Source organism: Thiogranum sp. (genome assembly GCF_058323355.1).
Genome location: NZ_JBTTIO010000014.1, coordinates 19293 through 35872 on the forward strand (window position 1 = coordinate 19293; position 16580 = coordinate 35872).

Consider the following 16580-nt stretch of genomic DNA (forward strand, 5'->3'; position numbering starts at 1 on the left):
TACGGCCGCCCGGTTACTGGGCGGTACCGCTGACCTCGACAAACTCGTCTTCCTTGCTGCCGCCGATCTGCGCCATGGCGCTGCGGCCTTCCTCGACTGCGTCCGCCACGCCCTGCACATAGAGCTGGATCGCGCGAATAGAGTCATCGTTGCCGGGAATAACGTAATCGACATCGTCCGGGGAGTTGTTGGTATCAACCACACCGACCACAGGGATACCGAGCTTCTTTGCCTCGGCAATGGCAATCTTTTCGTGACCGACATCAACCACGAACATGACATCCGGCAGGCGGTTCATGTCCTTGATACCGCCCAGACTGCGATCCAGCTTGTTTTTCTCGCGGGTCAGCATCAGGGCTTCTTTTTTGTTCAGCTTGTCGAAGGTGCCATCCTGCTCCATCGCCTCAAGATCCTTCAGGCGTTTGATGGACTGGCGCACGGTCTTGAAGTTGGTGAGCATGCCGCCCAGCCAGCGGTGGTTCACATAAGGCATTTTACAACGCTGGGCCTCGCTGCGAATGGTATCGCGCGCGGCACGCTTGGTACCGACAAACAGCACGGTGCCCTTGTTGGCAACCAGCTTGCCGATAAAGTTCAGCGCATCCTGGTAAAGCGGAAGCGTCTTTTCCAGATTAACAATGTGGATTTTACTGCGTTCGCCGAAAATGAACGGGGCCATTTTCGGGTTCCAGAAACGGGCCTGATGGCCGAAATGTACGCCTGCCTCAAGCATCTGGCGCATGGTTACACTAGACATAAATAAACCTCTTTGTAAGGGTTGGGCCTCCATACGCCCCATACAGTAACCCGCGGATGGCTCTCGCCATGCCGAAGGCACCCAACTGCATGTGCCGACGTATGTGTGGATTCAGGTTAGCGGGCAGCAGAAGATTCCAACAGCCCTGTTAACAAGCCGCGCTTTATACCATACACTAGGCGTAACAGCAATTATTCCGGCCACTTAGGCCCCTTTTTCTCACGTCCGAGCCGATCAGCCAGTGCTGCCGGAAACGACAGCGACAGGAAGCCATGAGCATATCCATCAAAACCCCCGAAGAAATCGAGAAAATGCGCGTAGCCGGCCGCCTGGCGGCCGAGCAGCTTGAAATGATCGAGCCTTACATCAAACCCGGCGTTACGACCGATGAACTTGACCGTATCTGCCATGACTACACGATCAATGTTCAGGGCGCGATTCCTGCCCCGCTGAATTATCGCGGTTTTCCGAAATCCATCTGTACCTCGGTTAACCACCAGGTCTGTCACGGCATCCCCGGCGACCGCAAACTCAAGAACGGCGACATACTCAATATCGATATCACCGTGATCAAGGACGGCTTTCATGGCGACACCAGCAAGATGTTCTTTATCGGGGAGCCCTCGGTCATTGCAAAACGCCTTGCCAATACGTCCTATGCGTGCATGTGCACCGGCATTCGCATGGTAAAACCCGGCGCCCGGCTCGGTGATATCGGGCACGCGATCCAGAAACTGGCGGAAAGCCGGAATTTCTCCGTGGTACGCGAATACTGCGGTCATGGTATCGGTCGCGAGTTTCACGAAGACCCCCAGGTGCTGCACTACGGTAAACCCGGGACGGGTGCCGTACTCCAGCAAGGCATGACCTTTACCATCGAACCCATGATCAATGTCGGCAAGCGCCATACCAGGGTACTCAAGGACGGGTGGACCGTGGTAACCAGGGACCACAGCCTGTCAGCACAGTGGGAACATACCATCCTGGTTACGGCCGACGGCTACGAAGTCCTTACCCTGCGCAAGGGTGAAACCATATGATGAGCCCGGATGACAGCGCGGTGCAATCCATGACCCGCCTGCCCACGGACACCATTGCTGGCTGGTTTGATCTCGACACCCTGGATCGTGCGTTCGATGCGGACACACCGTCGCTTTCTGATATCCGCACCTTCCTTAAACACTCGACCGACCATCTCATGGCGCGATTTGATGAAGGTGCTGACATCGAGGACCTGATCTTTGCGCGCAGCTGGCTGGTCGACCAGGTACTGATTCACTGCTGGGAAACAACGCTTGCAGGACTCGACGGATCGCTGGTAGCTGTCGGCGGCTACGGTCGCGCCGAGCTGCTGCCCGGCTCGGATGTCGATATCATGATCCTGCTGGCGCAGACCGAGGACGACCAGACCGCCGAGGCACTGGAAGCTTTCCTGATGCTGCTGTGGGACATCGGCCTGGAAGTCGGCCACAGTGTACGCACACTGGAGGACTGCCAGGCACAGGCACGTGCCGACATCACCGTGGCGACCAATCTGATGGAAGCCCGCCTGCTGCATGGCCGTGAAGATCTTTTCGATGACATGCGACGACTCACCGGGCCGGATCACGTCTGGCCGGACCGGGACTTCTTCACCGCCAAACTGGAAGAACAGCACGCACGCTATAAAAAATTCGACGACGCCGTCTACAACCTCGAGCCCAACGTCAAGGAAGGTCCCGGTGGCCTGCGCGATGCGCAGATGATTGGCTGGGTGTTCAAGCGCCACTTCGGCACAGAAGACCTTGGCGAACTGGTAGAACGCGAAGATATTACACCCGGTGAATACGAAACCCTGATGCAGGGCCAACGCTTTTTATGGAAGGTCCGTTTCGGGTTGCACCAGATTACAAAACGCCGTGAAGACCGTCTGCTGTTCGACCACCAGCGCACACTGGCACAGAATTTCGGTTATACCGACCATGACCACAAGCTGGCGGTCGAGTGGTTCATGAAAGATTACTACCGGACTATCCAGGCGCTCAGCCGCCTGAACGAAATGCTGCTGCAACTGCTGCAGGAAATCATTCTGTACGAAAATGATCAAAGTGCAGTTACACCCCTGAACCGGCGTTTCCAGATGCGCAAGGGCTTCCTTGAAGTGACCGGCAATGGCGTCTTCAAGCGTTACCCTTTTGCGCTGCTGGAACTGTTCCTGCTCATGCAGCAGCACAGCGAGATCAAGGGCGTGCGCGCATCGACCATCCGCCTTGTGCGCGATCACCTGCACCTGATCGATGACAAGTTTCGTCAGGACATCCGCGCCCGCAGCCTGTTCATGGAAATCTTCCGCCAGCCCACAGGATTGACCCATGAACTGCGGCGCATGAACCGCTATGGCGTACTGGCGGCCTACTACCCGAAATTCGAACTCATTGTCGGGCAGATGCAGCACGACCTGTTCCATGCCTACACTGTCGATGAACACACGCTGTTCGTGGTACGCAACCTGCGTCGCTTTTCAGTACCGGAAATGGCACACGAACTGCCCATGTGCAGCCGCATCTCGGCGGAAATCCCCAAACCGGAGTTGTTGTACCTGGCAGGCTTCTTCCACGACATTGCCAAGGGGCGGGGCGGAAACCACGCCGAACTGGGTGCGGATGATGCCTGTGAATTCCTTGCCCGGCATGGCCTGAGCGACTATGACTGCAAGCTGGTCTCCTGGCTGGTACGTAATCACCTGCTGATGTCGCAGGTGGCACAACGCCGCGATATCAGCGACCCGGATGTCATCCACGAATTCGCCACACAGGTTGGCGATCGCACACGCCTCGACTACCTGTACCTGCTGACCGTCGCTGACATACGTGGCACCAACCCGACGCTATGGAATTCCTGGAAAGATGCCCTGTTCCGCGACCTTTACAATGCCACTAAACGCGCCCTCCGCCGTGGCCTTGAAAACCCGCTGCATCGCGACGAACTGATCCGCGATATCAAACATAAGGCGGCTGAAAAACTCGTACAGTACAAGATCGATGCGCAACAACTCGAAGCCCTGTGGCAGGATTTCCCGGAAGACTATTTCCTGCGCCACAACGTCAACGAAGTGGTCTGGCATGCACAGGTCATTCTCAGGGAGGACAACATGGAAGGTGTGCGCGTCGACCTGTGCCCGCAATCGGAACGAGGCGGCAGCGCGCTGTTCCTGTACACACCCGTCATTGATCGTCTGTTCAATCGAACCACGGCCCTGATCGACCAGATGGGCCTGACGATCACTGATGCACGCATCATCACCTCGAAACGCGGCTATGCCATCAATACCTATCTGCTGTTGAATTCTGCCGGCGAGCCCGTACTGGACACGTATGACGGTGAGGAACTGGTCACTCTGATGCAACAGGAATTGTTGTCAAAAGAAGCAACCACCACCATCACAGCACGTCCCGCACCAAGGCGTATCCGCCAGTTCCATGTTTCGACACAGGTCAATTTTCATCAGGATGAGGCGCAGCATCGCACTATCGTCGAACTCTTCACCACGGACTACCCCGGCCTGTTGTCACGCGTAGGCCAGGTCTTCTATGAACAGGGCGTTGTATTGCAAAACGCCAAGATCGCTACGTTCGGGTCCAAGGCGGAAGACGTGTTTTTTGTGACCGATAAAAATGCTGGCGCGCTTGACGACAAGGCACAAAAAAAGCTGCGTGAAGCGCTCGTGAATGCCCTGGATGAAGCTGTCTGACACGGCATAACATGCCCTGGAAAAGCAGAAAGCGCCTTCAGGCGCTTTCTGCTTTCAACCTGCTTGCTGAATGACAGACTGCTAAAAGAACCCGGCCATCGCATAAGCTGTTTTCCTGAACATGAGATCCTGGGCTTCTTCCAGCTTCAGGTTCACCTTGTTGGCCGTCGTCACGATACGCGTACGGTATTCCTTGCGATTGCTCGCTTCCGACACACGCTGTGTACTCGTTCCCGCGTCAGACACCTTGGAACTGATCTGCGTATCCTTGCGAACGATAACGCCCTTGCGGGTCTTTTCCTTGATCTGCACATCCGCTACCAGCATGTAGGTAACATCCTTGACCGCGGCATTGGCAATCGTGGAAATACCGGCGGCGAGCAAACCACCGACAGCCGCACCCGTATAGGGGTTACTGTTACGGTTGATCAGTGCGCCGGCTGCTGCACCGGCTACAACCTCACCGGTAAAGCCCTGGTTCAAGGCGGCCTCTGCGGCTGTGGGACTGGCCTTTTCAAGATTCAGCACATAAATACTCATGCTGAAATGGGCAGCCTCCGGGTCATCAACAACTGTATAGCCTGTATCGGATTGCGCAAACTGCTCATTGATGAACTGCTTGAATGCGCGACGATCGAACTCCATCACACCACTTCGCACATTGATATAAATTGTCCGCTTGTCCCTGGAAACTTCATCGACAAAAATTGCCGTACTGGTTTTGGTCTGCACATCCAGATTTTTCTTGGAGACCGCAACCTGTGTCGCTGCGCAACCGGCCAGAAAAGCCAGCAGCATACCGACCATCAGAACACGGATCCCCGATTTGAAAACGCTGTACTCCATCATTACTTACTCCTCACATTGTTATAATTAACAGTAAATCTGCAGCTGCCTCAATACGGGTAGTAACGCCCGTAATAGTGACGGTAATAACGGCAGTTCCGGTATTCCAGCCACGAATAGCCAAGCAGGTTCCGGCAGGTGTATCCGGGGCGCCAGTTCTTACCCTTGTATTCCGGTGGCTTGAGATTTTTCTTCATGGCTTCCTTGATGTAGGCATCCACTTTTTCAGGCTGTTCGGCAAAAAAAGGCTGGCTCATGGTTTCGGCATTGAGCTGGCGCTGCATCTCGGCCAGATCGTCTTCCTCACTGGCGGACGCCTGTACCGATACCATGAAAAGTGAAACAAGAATCGTTCGACAGAGAACTGAATAATTCATAGACAATACCCCCCTCATTCACGCACGTATGCTTCCCCTGGAACTGTCTTAAGGCAATGCGCATTTATAATTCTTCAGGTGCCACCAGGGCGGTGCCACATGAAGTAGATTAGTTACCCAAACCCCAAAAAGCAATATAAAATTGGGAGATACTACAGAATATGACGGATCATTGACGTTCCGCACACATCAGTCCGCAACCCCTGTCAGGGCAGCTCATACCTGTACAGGCGTCACTTCCACCAACTCGATCCCGTTACCGTCCGGATCACGGAAGAAAACCGCCCTGCGTCCCGATCGACTGTGTGTACAGGATACCCCGGCCTTCTCAAGACGTTTCAGTACCGGCGCCAGGTCACCGACAGCCAGTGCTGTATGGCGGTCACGGCCAACATGCGCCGGCCGGCCCTTCACCGGGTCAGGGTTCGGGACCTGCAACAGGTGTATCTGCTGTTCACCCGCATTCAGCCAGGCCCCCGGATAGCCAATATCGGGGCGTTGCGGGTCAGCATCCAGCTGCAGCAGCTCGTGATAAAACTTCAGCGAACGCTGCACGTCTGCCACTACGAAACTGACATGGTGTAATCCCAGCACCTCACTCACGCTGTTTCTCCAATATGTTCGTAGGCCGCAAACCAGGCGGCCGCCAGGATCAGCGCACCGCCAATCCATTCCTGCAACTGCACCTGCTCATCCGTCAACAAAATCGATGACACTGCACCGATCACCAGCTCAAACAGCAGAATGACAGCCGACCGATGCACCGGCATGTGCGTCACGCCGTAGATCACCGTCACAGTCATAATAACGAAACCGAACCAGCCAAGCATTGCCGAACCCAGCCACACCGACACGTCGACCGCCGGCACAGGTTCACGGACCACGAGTATCCACACACTCGCCACCAACACCACGCCCAGCCAGTTGGCCGATGCCTTGGCAGGCATACCGGCATGTTTCAGCTTGCGCACCATCACATTCGCAAAGGCGAAGGCCAGCCCCGAGGAGGCAGCCATCCAGTCGGCCTCGTCACGTGGCCAGGGCATACCCAGTTGCGGGTCCCATAACATGACGACAGCGCCGGAAATCGCCAGCACGAAGACCATGATTCCACTGGCTCCCGGCCGCTCGCCGAGAATCAGCCAGCCGAGCACCAGCGCCCACAGTGGCGACAGGTAGAACAACAGCAATACCCGCACCACGGTACCGTCAAGAATGGCAAGCACAAATGCCACGTTCACCCAGCCGGTTGCCAGTGTCAGCAATGCCAGCACCATCCCTTCGCGTGCCCAGTCACCACGTGAATTCCATAACCAGGGCAGACCAACCAGCAGGGCTGCCGTGTAACTGGAGAGCGACAACCACAGCCCCTGCAGGCCCTGCGCCTCCAGCAGGCGCAGCGGATACCAGACAAGGCCCCACAGGGTAGCAGTCAGTAACAGGCTGAATACGGGCAACAGCGGGTGACTGCACGGCTTCATAAGATTGCGTATACTCTCGCCTTCATTTTTTTAACCATATCCTTTTATATGAATCCCGACCTGTCACGCCTGCAACCCTACCCGTTCGAGCGCATGGCGAAGTTGTGCGCCGGTGTAACACCGCCGGCCGGTCTGGAGACGATTCGCTTATCCATCGGTGAACCCAAACACCCGACACCGGCCTTCATTACCGAAGCAGTGATCGAACACCTGCATGGCCTGTCGCTGTACCCGTCGACACGTGGCACCGAAGCCTTGCGTACGGCCATTTGCGACTGGCTGACGACACGTTTCAGCCTGCCAGCCGGCAATCTCGCCCCGGATCGCCACGTCCTGCCGGTCAATGGTACACGCGAAGCGCTGTTTGCCATCGCCCAGTGTGTCGTCGACCGCACGCAGAATGCCGCCGTGCTGATGCCGAACCCCTTTTATCAGATCTACGAGGGCGCTGCACTGTTGGCAGGCGCCGAGCCGGTATTTATCAATGCCACCGCAAGCAGCCAGTACCTTCCGGATTTTGACGCGATCGATGAGGCAACCTGGCAACGCTGCCAGCTACTCTACCTCTGTTCGCCCGGCAACCCGACCGGACGCGTAATGGATATAGCCGCTATGCAGTCATTGATCGAACTGGCGCACAGATATAATTTCATCATCGTCTCCGACGAGTGCTATTCGGAGATATTCCTCGATGAAAATACACCACCCCCCGGCCTGCTGCAGGCCGCCGCGCAAATGGGTAATGAGGATTATCAGCACTGCCTGGTATTTCACAGTTTGTCCAAGCGCTCCAATGCACCGGGCCTGCGCTCCGGGTTCGTGGCCGGTGATGCCGGGCTGATCCAGACCTTCCTCCGCTACCGCACCTATCACGGCTGTGCCATGCCGCCGGCCACCCAGGATGCCAGTATCCGCGCCTGGGGCGACGAGGCGCATGTCGTGGAAAACCGCCGACTGTACCGGGAAAAATTTGCAGCGGTTGCAGATATACTCTCACCGGAACTGGATATCGAGATCCCGCCGGCGGGTTTCTACCTGTGGCAACGCACCCCGATCGACGACACCGGGTTTTCCCGGGCGTTGTACCGGCAACAGAATGTTATTGTGCTGCCCGGCAGCTACCTGTCACGCGACACAGCTGGCGGCAACCCCGGCCACCGTCACGTACGCATGGCGCTGGTCGCACCACTCGACGAGTGCATCGACGCCGCACAAAGAATACAAGCCTTTACCGAACAGTTATAACCGTTTCAGGAGACCGCCATGAGCGACTTGCAAGCCACCATTGAAGAAGCCTTTGAACGACGCGCCGATATCACACCGCGCACGGTTGAAACCCACGTCAAGGAAGCCACCCTTGAGGCCATCCGCATGCTGGATGCCGGTGAAGCCCGGGTGGCGGAAAAGAAAGACGCTGGCTGGGAGGTCAACGACTGGCTGAAAAAAGCCGTGCTACTGTCATTCCGTATCGAGGACAACGAATTCATGAAGGGTGGCTTCACCAACTATTACGACAAGGTGAAATCCAAGTACAGCGACTACAACGCACGCGAATTCCGCGCTGGCGGCGTACGCGTGGTACCGCCGGCCACGGCGCGCTTCGGTTCCTATATCGCCTCCGGCGTGGTGCTGATGCCCTCCTACGTCAACATCGGCGCCTATGTCGATTCCGGCACCATGGTCGATACCTGGGCTACCGTGGGTTCCTGCGCACAGATCGGCAAGAATGTTCACCTGTCCGGCGGCGTCGGCATTGGTGGCGTACTGGAGCCGGTACAGGCTGCACCGACCATTATCGAAGATAACTGCTTCATCGGCGCGCGCTCCGAAGTGGTCGAGGGCGTGATCGTCGAGGAAGGCTCGGTCATTTCCATGGGTGTCTATATTGGCCAGAGCACGCGCATCTACGACCGCGAGAAAGATGAAATCACCTACGGCCGCATCCCGGCCGGTTCCGTCGTGGTATCCGGCAACCTGCCCTCAAAAGACGGGAAGTACAGCCTGTACTGCGCCGTGATCGTCAAGAAGGTCGATGCCAAAACACTGGGCAAGGTCGGCATCAACGAACTGCTGCGAAATATCTGATTCTACAATGGTCACGATCTATGGCATCAAAAACTGCGATACCATGAAAAAGGCCATGCGCTGGCTGGATGAGCACGGTGTCGAGTACCACTTCCACGATTACCGCAAACACGGGCTGGACGAGAAACAATTGACCGGCTGGGAGAAGGAACTCGGCTGGGAACAATTACTCAACCGTCGCGGCCAGCTGTGGCGCAAGCTGCCACAGTCGGTACGCGACAACATCAACCGGGAAACCGCCTTGCAGTGCATGCGTGATAACCCCGGTATTATCAAGCGGCCGCTGCTTGACACAGGCAACCGCAGAGTACTCGGCTTTAAGCCGGAAATATACGAAACGCTGTTCTGAGCCACCCGCTTGTACTGACCTGCCAGACTTGCACCACGCCGGCATTAATCCACAGCAGCGACTCACTACAGCCTTGCCAACAAACCCGGTACACTCCCCCCATGTCCAGCACACTCGACCTTGCCAAAGACCTGATCAGCCGCGCCTCGGTGACACCGGAAGATGCCGGTTGCCAGCAACTCATGCAGAAACGCCTGCGGGCCATCGGTTTCAAAACCGAGGATCTGCCGTTTGCTGAAGTCAAAAACTTCTGGGCGCGACGCGGCGACAGCGCACCGCTGGTTGTGTTTGCCGGTCATACCGATGTGGTGCCGACCGGCCCGCGGGAAGACTGGATATCGGACCCCTTCCTGCCGGACATTCGCGACGACATGCTGTACGGACGCGGTGCCGCCGATATGAAAGGCTCGCTGGCCGCCATGATTACGGCCTGCGAAACCTTTATTGCCGCACACCCCGATCATAAGGGTTCGATCGGTTTCCTCATCACCAGCGATGAAGAAGGCCCGTCAGTCAACGGCACTGTCAAAGTGGTCGAACACCTGGTGAACAAGGGTATAAAAATCGACATGTGCCTGGTCGGTGAGCCGTCCAGTACCAGGCAACTCGGTGACATGGTAAAAAACGGCCGGCGCGGTTCACTGAACGGCAAACTCACCGTGCACGGGAAACAGGGCCATGTGGCTTACCCGCACCTGGCCAGGAACCCGATCCACCTCGCGGCACCGGCACTGGCGGAACTGGCCGCCATCGAGTGGGACCGTGGCAACGATCATTTCCCGCCGACCAGCTTGCAGATTTCCAATATCCACGCGGGCACCGGCGCCGAGAACGTGGTGCCTGGCGAACTGCAGGCCATGTTCAACCTGCGTTACTCGACAGAACTGACCGGGCAACAGATTCGCAAGCGTGTTTGTGAAGTACTGGATCGACACAAGCTCGACTATGACATTGAGTGGCGGCTGTCCGGTGAACCGTTTCTGACACCCAAAGGCGAGTTGCTGGAGGCGGCGCAGCGTGCCATCCGTGAAGTTGCGGGTATTGAAACAGAATTATCCACCAGCGGCGGCACATCGGACGGGCGATTTATCGCACCGACGGGTGCGCAGGTACTGGAACTGGGACCGGTGAATGCCACCATTCACCAGGTCAACGAATGTGTTGCCGTGGAGGCGCTGGACCAGCTTTCCGACATTTACACGGTTATGCTGAGAAATCTGTTAACGTAAGCCATATATATAACAAAGGGAGTTGTCATGGGGGCCACTTTGCGCAGATACCTGCTGATTTTTCTGCTAGCACCCTTGCTGGGTGCCTGCAGCATGGGACAGATGGTCGCCCGCACCTCGGTGTCGATCATGGATGGTGCCATCGAGGCAATGAACCGCGAAACCGACCTGGTCCTCGCCGAAGCCGCCCTGCCCGCCAACATCAAGCTGATCGAAGGCCTGATTGCCGAAGACCCTGGCAACCCGGTTTTGCTCGCCAATGCCGCACAGGGCCTGTACGGGTATGCCTTCGGCTTTACCGAACTGAAAGACAAAAAACGCGCCGAGGCCCTCTACCAGCGTGGCGCCGACTACGGCTTACGCGCCTTGCGCAGCCTGGGTGTCGATATCGATTTGCGCAAGGCAAACCCCGACACCATCGACAAGGCTGTCTCACGACTGGGCCGCAAGGCCGTACCCGCCCTGTTCTGGACAGCATCCTGCTGGGCCAAACAGATTGATCTCAACCGGACTGACCCCGCACGCCTGGCCCAGCTTGGCAGCACAGAACGGTTGATGCAGCGTGTCCTGCAACTGGAACCCGACTACTTTAATGGCAGTGTGCACGGCTACTATGGCGTTTACTACGGCAGCCGGGCACCCATGTTTGGCGGCGACTTTGCGCTGGCGGAGAAAAACTTTTCCGCGGCACGTGCTGTCACAGAAGGCAGGTTGCTGATATTCGATGTCCTTCAGGCCGAGTACCTTGAACGCCAGCGGCTCGACCAGACAAAATTCCACAGCCTGCTGGAGGGTGTGATCAACACGCCATCCGGCACGTTCCCGGAGATGGCGCTGATTAACCAGATTTCACGCGCGCGTGCACGACATCTGCTCGGCCTCGAAGCGGAGTGGTTCTGATGAAACGATGCGTAAACATGCCTGCCCTGATTCTGTTCAGCCTGCTGCTCCCCCTGTACGCCACGGCAGCCACCACACACGTTCTGAAATTCGCCACGCTGGCACCATCCGGCACAACCTGGATGAACATCCTCGAAGCATGGGGCCAGGAGGTCAAAACCCGCAGCAACGGCCGGCTGGTTTTCAAGTTCTACCCGGGGGGTGTGCAGGGTGACGAACCCGATGTACTGAAAAAGATGCGCTTTAACCAGTTGCAGGGTGGCGCCTTTACCGGCTACGGCATCGGCCGCATGTACTCACCGGCGCGTGTGCTCGAACTGCCCTTCCTGTTCAACACTATCGAGGAAGTCGACCTGGTTCGCCACCATTTCACCGCTGAATTCCAGCAGGGCTTCCGCGACAACGGCTATGAACTGCTGGGCTGGATGGAAGTCGGGTTTATTCACATGTTCTCGACCGAGCCCATTCGCTCAATGGACGACATGCGCTCGCGGCGGGTGTGGCTGTGGCAGGGTGATCCGATGGGACAGGCCTTTTTCCAGGCCAGTGGTATATCACCTGTACCGCTGTCGATCATCGATGTCTACACCAGCCTGTCCACAGGGCTGATCGATACCGTGTATGCCCCGCCACTTGGCGCCATAGCCCTGCAGTGGTTTACCAAAACAAAATACATCAGCAGCGTACCCCTGACCAACGGCATGGGCGGACTCATTGTGACACGCCGGTTCTTCGATCAGCTGCCCGGCGATCTGCAGACGCTGCTGCGTGAAACCGGCTATGCTTTCGGCGAAAAACTGGTGGCCGCCACACGTATTGACAATGAAAAAAGTATCGATGAACTTAAACAACGCGGTTTACAGTTTATCGAGCCGGACGACAGCATGAGCGATACCGAGCTGCTGGCACTGCGCAACCGCGCCGCCGGCAAGCTGATAGAAAGCAACTATATTCCGTCCAGCCTGTTCAGCCAGACCCGCGAGTTACTGGACCAGCATCGTCACGCTCAAGCCACAGCGGACACCCCCCAACCCTGAAGCACAACCCGTCTGGCGATAACCATGACATTGCTTAAAGTCATTCGAGACAGACTGCTGCAGCTGGAACTGCTGCTGGCGGCAGCCAGCCTGCTACTCCTGCTGGGGCTGGCGCTGGTACAGATTGTTGCGCGTAATGCCTTTGATGCCGGTATTGCACAGGCCGATACGCTGACGCGCTACCTGGTGTTGTATGTCACCTTCTTCGGCGCCACGCTGGCGGTAGACCGCAACCGGCACATCAAGATCGACGTTGCCACCACCCTGCTTTCCCCCCGTGCAGTACAGGCACTGTACCGTCCTCTGCAGGCCCTGGCCGCCGTGATCTGCCTGTTCTTTACCGATGCCGCCATTCGTTTCTGGCGTGATGAATGGACCTATGCACAGGACTACGACCGCTGGCAAACGCTGGTTGGATTAATCCTGCCGGTCGGCTTCGTTCTGTTGACTGTACACTTCCTGCTGGCGGCCCTGCTCGGCCCGGATGACGACACATGTCACCTGCCATAGCGGCCATTGTTTTACTGGCGTTGTTCGGGCTACCGCTGTTTGCCGTACTGGGCGCCGGCAGCCTGTTCTATGCGCACAACAGCGGGCTGGACAGCGCGCTGCTGATTGTTGAACTGAACCGGCTGGCTTCCTCGCCCAACCTCACCGCAATCCCGCTGTTTACCCTGGCGGGTGTCATCCTGTCTTCCGGTGGTGCGCCGCAGCGACTGATCCGGCTGTTCAATGCCCTGCTCGGCTGGCTGCCCGGCGGCCTGTCCATTGTTGCCATTACCGCCTGCGCGTTCTTCACATCTTTCTCCGGCGCCTCGGGCGTCACCATCCTGGCGCTGGGCGGGCTGCTCTACCCGGTGCTGAAAAAAGTTCACTACCCGGAGCGGTTCTCGCTTGGCCTGCTGACCACGTCCGGCTCGCTGGGGCTGTTGTTTCCACCCAGCCTGGCCATTCTTCTCTATGGTGTTGTCGCCGGGGTAAACATCGATGACCTGTTCCGGGCCGGCATCATTCCCGGGCTGGTGCTGATGCTCATGCTGTGGATCTATGCCGCTGTGGTTGGTGCACGCTTCGACATTCCACGCCATCACTTTTCCTGGCACATACTCGGGCGCGCCTTGCGCTCCGGTTTCGGGGACCTTCTGCTGCCGGTGCTGATTATCATCGGCATCTTCGGCGGTTATGTCACCGTCAGCGAGGCTGCCGCCTGTACCGCCCTGTATGTGCTGCTCCTGGAAAGCGTGATACACCGTTCCATTTCACTGCGCAGGCAGCTGGTGTCCATACTGGGTGACACGTCGGTGCTGGTCGGCAGCATCCTTATTATCCTCGGTATCGCCATGGGACTGACCAACCTGCTGATCGATGCACAACTGCCCATGCGACTGCTGGAATGGATGGAAAACAGCATCGATAGCCAGTTGAAATTCCTGCTGCTGCTCAACCTGTTCCTGCTCGTGGTGGGTGCGATGATGGATATCTTTTCCGCGACGGTGGTTGTGGTACCGCTGATTCTGCCACTCGCACAACGTTTCGGTGTCGACCCGGTGCACCTTGGCGTGATCTTCCTCGCCAACCTGGAAATCGGCTACTCCACGCCGCCCGTCGGCATCAATCTGTTCATCGCCAGCCAGCGCTTCGAAAAACCGATACTCACCCTGTTCCGTTCAACCCTGCCGTTCCTGGCGCTGATGCTGGTGTGGCTGGGCATTGTCACCTACCTGCCTGTACTGTCACTCTGGTGGCAATAGAGCCCCGGCTTATTTTTGTGGTCCCGCCTTCAGTGCAGTGACTGCTTCATCCAGCGCCTTTGATACACCCTGTTCGATTTCGCGGGCAACAGACAGGGCCTTGCTACCGGCAGCAATAACGCTTGGCCGCGCAAACAGGATGCGTGTCACACCTGATTTTTGCACCAGTGTGATATGCAGGGGACACAACGCCATCATGTCCGGGTCGACATTGCTCACAGCATTGGCATACCAGCCGTTGCAGAAAATCATGGAGCGAATACCTTCCAGCCCGTTGCGGTTGTAGTCTTCCCCCCAACGCTCGGAAAAATGGCTGAGATTCGCCTGGATATCAGGCTCGAATACAACAAAGAAATTATTTTCTTCCAGTGCCTTATAGATTGTATCGTAAGAGGTTTCGAGATCTTTTCCTGTTTCCCATACCAGCACCGTTCGGTCCGCGATGGCAGCCTGTGCCACAAACAGCAGGGAAACCAGAAACAATTTGAACAACTTCATTTTAGTGACTCCTGTCATCAATGTTGCGGGCAACCGAAGCATACAGAACCCGGGGGCAAAGCAGGATAACTCAACCTGAATGGTTTTCGTCAAACTGTTCGACAATGCTTTCAACCTCACCCACTGAGTCGTGCTGGTAACGAACGATGCTCCGCAGAATACCGGGATGCTGGATGGACGAGAGATCAAAATCAGTAATTAACGGCCAGAAGCCCCATATCAAACTTTCCTGGCTGCACCGGGATGCGTACCTGATGCCCACTGCCCGGCGCCACATCAACGGTCTGCCCGTCCTTGTTGATCATTTCACTCAGCGTGAAGGTGTGGTTTCCATCCGGCAGGATCAGTTCCAGCTCATCCCCCACGGCAAAGCGGTTCTTGACGACCACTTCCACCGTACCGGTTTCAGCGTCATATTGGCCCAGCTCACCGACAAATCGCTGCTGCGCACTTTTTGAATGGTTGTCGAGGTAGTTCTGGGAATCCTGCTCATGGTGGCGCTGGAAGAAACCATCGGTGTAACCCCGGTTGGCCAGGTTTTCCAGTTTGCCCAGCAATGCCGGATCAAATGACTGGCCGGCCACGGCATCGTCGATGGCCTTGCGGTACACCTGCGCCGTTCGCGCCGCGTAATAATGTGATTTGGTGCGCCCTTCGATCTTCAGGCTGTCGATGCCCATTTTCACCAGCCGCTCGACGTGCTCGACCGCACGCAGATCTTTGGAGTTCATAATGTAGGTACCGTGTTCATCTTCCTCGACAGCCATGTACTCACCGGGTCGGCTGGCCTCTTCAATGAGGCTGACCCTGACTTCGGATTGGGCAGGCTCGACGGCGACGGGTATCAGATTCCCCGCGTCGTCTTCGACCGCCTGTTTCACCTTGTAATCCCAGCGGCAGGAATTGGTGCAGGTTCCCTGGTTGGCATCACGGTGATTGAAATAACCCGACAACAGGCAACGGCCCGAATAGGCAATGCACAGCGCACCGTGGACAAATACCTCCAGCTCTGTATCAGGGCATTGCTGGCGGATTTCCTCCACCTGGTCCAGCGACAGTTCCCGTGACAGGATAATGCGTTTGATACCAATCTGCTGCCAGAATTTCACGCTGGCATAGTTCATGGTATTGGCCTGAACGGACAGGTGTATTGGCATATCGGGCCAGCGTTCACGCACCAGCATGATCAGGCCCGGATCCGCCATGATGAGGGCATCCGGTTTCAGGGCAATGACCGGCTCCATATCAGCGATGAATGTTTTGACCTTGGTGTTGTGCGGCAACACATTGCTGGCAAGAAAGAAGGCCTTGCCTGCCGCATGCACAAATTCGATCCCCTCGGCCAGACGCTCTGGCGTGCTGAAATCGTTATTGCGCACACGCAGACTGTAGCGCGGCATACCGGCGTAAACGGCATCAGCGCCGTAGGTGATGGCATAGCGCAGGTTTTTGAAAGTACCGGCGGGGGCAAGCAGTTCGGGGGCTTTCATGATTCAGTTCGCACAACAGGCTTCAGGGCTGCGAATTTTACTGCCTTGGA

Annotated in this window: 17 protein-coding genes; 10 read left to right on the plus strand and 7 right to left on the minus strand. The window is 56.9% G+C overall.

Features of this window, described 5'->3' with window-relative positions:
* Positions 1-13: 13 nt before the first annotated feature.
* Positions 14-757, minus strand: coding sequence for a 30S ribosomal protein S2 (gene rpsB, locus ACW81B_RS02705; protein ID WP_491578668.1), 744 nt, complete (start codon positions 755-757; stop codon positions 14-16).
* 233 nt (positions 758-990) lie between these two features.
* Here rpsB and map point away from each other — a divergent pair, with 233 nt between their 5' ends.
* Both map and glnD read left to right on the plus strand, forming a co-directional pair.
* Complete coding sequence (gene map / locus ACW81B_RS02710; protein ID WP_491578701.1) at positions 991-1797, plus strand: type I methionyl aminopeptidase; 807 nt, start codon at positions 991-993, stop codon at positions 1795-1797.
* Positions 1794-4487: a [protein-PII] uridylyltransferase gene (gene glnD, locus ACW81B_RS02715; protein ID WP_491578669.1), complete on the plus strand. Its 2694-nt coding sequence runs from the start codon at positions 1794-1796 to the stop codon at positions 4485-4487. Before map ends, glnD begins: the two co-directional genes overlap by 4 nt.
* Before the next feature lie 81 nt (positions 4488-4568).
* Here the strand turns inward: glnD and ACW81B_RS02720 are convergent, their stop codons facing one another.
* The 4 genes from ACW81B_RS02720 to ACW81B_RS02735 form a co-directional block, all read right to left on the minus strand.
* Positions 4569-5336, minus strand: a complete 768-nt coding sequence (locus ACW81B_RS02720) for a complement resistance protein TraT (RefSeq protein WP_491578670.1) — start codon at positions 5334-5336, stop codon at positions 4569-4571.
* Positions 5337-5383: 47 nt separating this feature from the next.
* Positions 5384-5710, minus strand: a complete 327-nt coding sequence (locus tag ACW81B_RS02725) for a hypothetical protein (RefSeq protein WP_491578671.1) — start codon at positions 5708-5710, stop codon at positions 5384-5386.
* Positions 5711-5926: 216 nt separating this feature from the next.
* Complete coding sequence (locus ACW81B_RS02730; protein WP_491578672.1) at positions 5927-6313, minus strand: VOC family protein; 387 nt, start codon at positions 6311-6313, stop codon at positions 5927-5929.
* Positions 6310-7191 (minus strand): DMT family transporter, encoded by an 882-nt coding sequence (locus ACW81B_RS02735; RefSeq protein WP_491578673.1) that lies wholly within the window; start codon positions 7189-7191, stop codon positions 6310-6312. Before ACW81B_RS02735 ends, ACW81B_RS02730 begins: the two co-directional genes overlap by 4 nt.
* A 48-nt stretch (positions 7192-7239) precedes the next feature.
* On the opposite strand from ACW81B_RS02735, the gene dapC reads away from it, so the two are divergent.
* From dapC to ACW81B_RS02775, 8 genes are all read left to right on the plus strand, one after another.
* A complete protein-coding gene (gene dapC, locus ACW81B_RS02740) occupies positions 7240-8436 on the plus strand; it encodes a succinyldiaminopimelate transaminase (RefSeq protein ID WP_491578674.1) in 1197 nt (398 codons plus the stop codon).
* 18 nt (positions 8437-8454) lie between these two features.
* The gene (gene dapD, locus ACW81B_RS02745) at positions 8455-9276 is read left to right on the plus strand and encodes a 2,3,4,5-tetrahydropyridine-2,6-dicarboxylate N-succinyltransferase (RefSeq protein WP_491578675.1); all 822 of its coding nucleotides are present in this window, start codon (positions 8455-8457) and stop codon (positions 9274-9276) included.
* 7 nt (positions 9277-9283) lie between these two features.
* Positions 9284-9625 carry an ArsC family reductase gene (locus ACW81B_RS02750; protein WP_491578676.1) on the plus strand — a complete coding sequence of 114 codons (342 nt, stop codon included), beginning with the start codon at positions 9284-9286 and terminating at the stop codon, positions 9623-9625.
* A gap of 101 nt (positions 9626-9726) precedes the next feature.
* Positions 9727-10854 carry a succinyl-diaminopimelate desuccinylase gene (gene dapE, locus ACW81B_RS02755; RefSeq protein WP_491578677.1) on the plus strand — a complete coding sequence of 376 codons (1128 nt, stop codon included), beginning with the start codon at positions 9727-9729 and terminating at the stop codon, positions 10852-10854.
* 27 nt (positions 10855-10881) lie between these two features.
* Positions 10882-11754, plus strand: coding sequence for a TRAP transporter TatT component family protein (locus ACW81B_RS02760; protein ID WP_491578678.1), 873 nt, complete (start codon positions 10882-10884; stop codon positions 11752-11754).
* Positions 11754-12791, plus strand: a complete 1038-nt coding sequence (locus ACW81B_RS02765) for a TRAP transporter substrate-binding protein (RefSeq protein WP_491578679.1) — start codon at positions 11754-11756, stop codon at positions 12789-12791. Before ACW81B_RS02760 ends, ACW81B_RS02765 begins: the two co-directional genes overlap by 1 nt.
* Positions 12792-12815: 24 nt before the next feature.
* Positions 12816-13301 carry a TRAP transporter small permease gene (locus tag ACW81B_RS02770; protein WP_491578680.1) on the plus strand — a complete coding sequence of 162 codons (486 nt, stop codon included), beginning with the start codon at positions 12816-12818 and terminating at the stop codon, positions 13299-13301.
* The gene (locus tag ACW81B_RS02775) at positions 13286-14542 is read left to right on the plus strand and encodes a TRAP transporter large permease (protein WP_491578681.1); all 1257 of its coding nucleotides are present in this window, start codon (positions 13286-13288) and stop codon (positions 14540-14542) included. Before ACW81B_RS02770 ends, ACW81B_RS02775 begins: the two co-directional genes overlap by 16 nt.
* 9 nt (positions 14543-14551) lie before the next feature.
* On the opposite strand, the gene ACW81B_RS02780 is transcribed toward ACW81B_RS02775, so the two are convergent.
* Both ACW81B_RS02780 and trhP read right to left on the minus strand, forming a co-directional pair.
* Positions 14552-15040, minus strand: a complete 489-nt coding sequence (locus tag ACW81B_RS02780) for a DUF302 domain-containing protein (RefSeq protein WP_491578682.1) — start codon at positions 15038-15040, stop codon at positions 14552-14554.
* A 191-nt stretch (positions 15041-15231) separates the two neighbouring features.
* A complete protein-coding gene (trhP, locus tag ACW81B_RS02785) occupies positions 15232-16530 on the minus strand; it encodes a prephenate-dependent tRNA uridine(34) hydroxylase TrhP (protein WP_491578683.1) in 1299 nt (432 codons plus the stop codon).
* Positions 16531-16580: the final 50 nt, after the last annotated feature.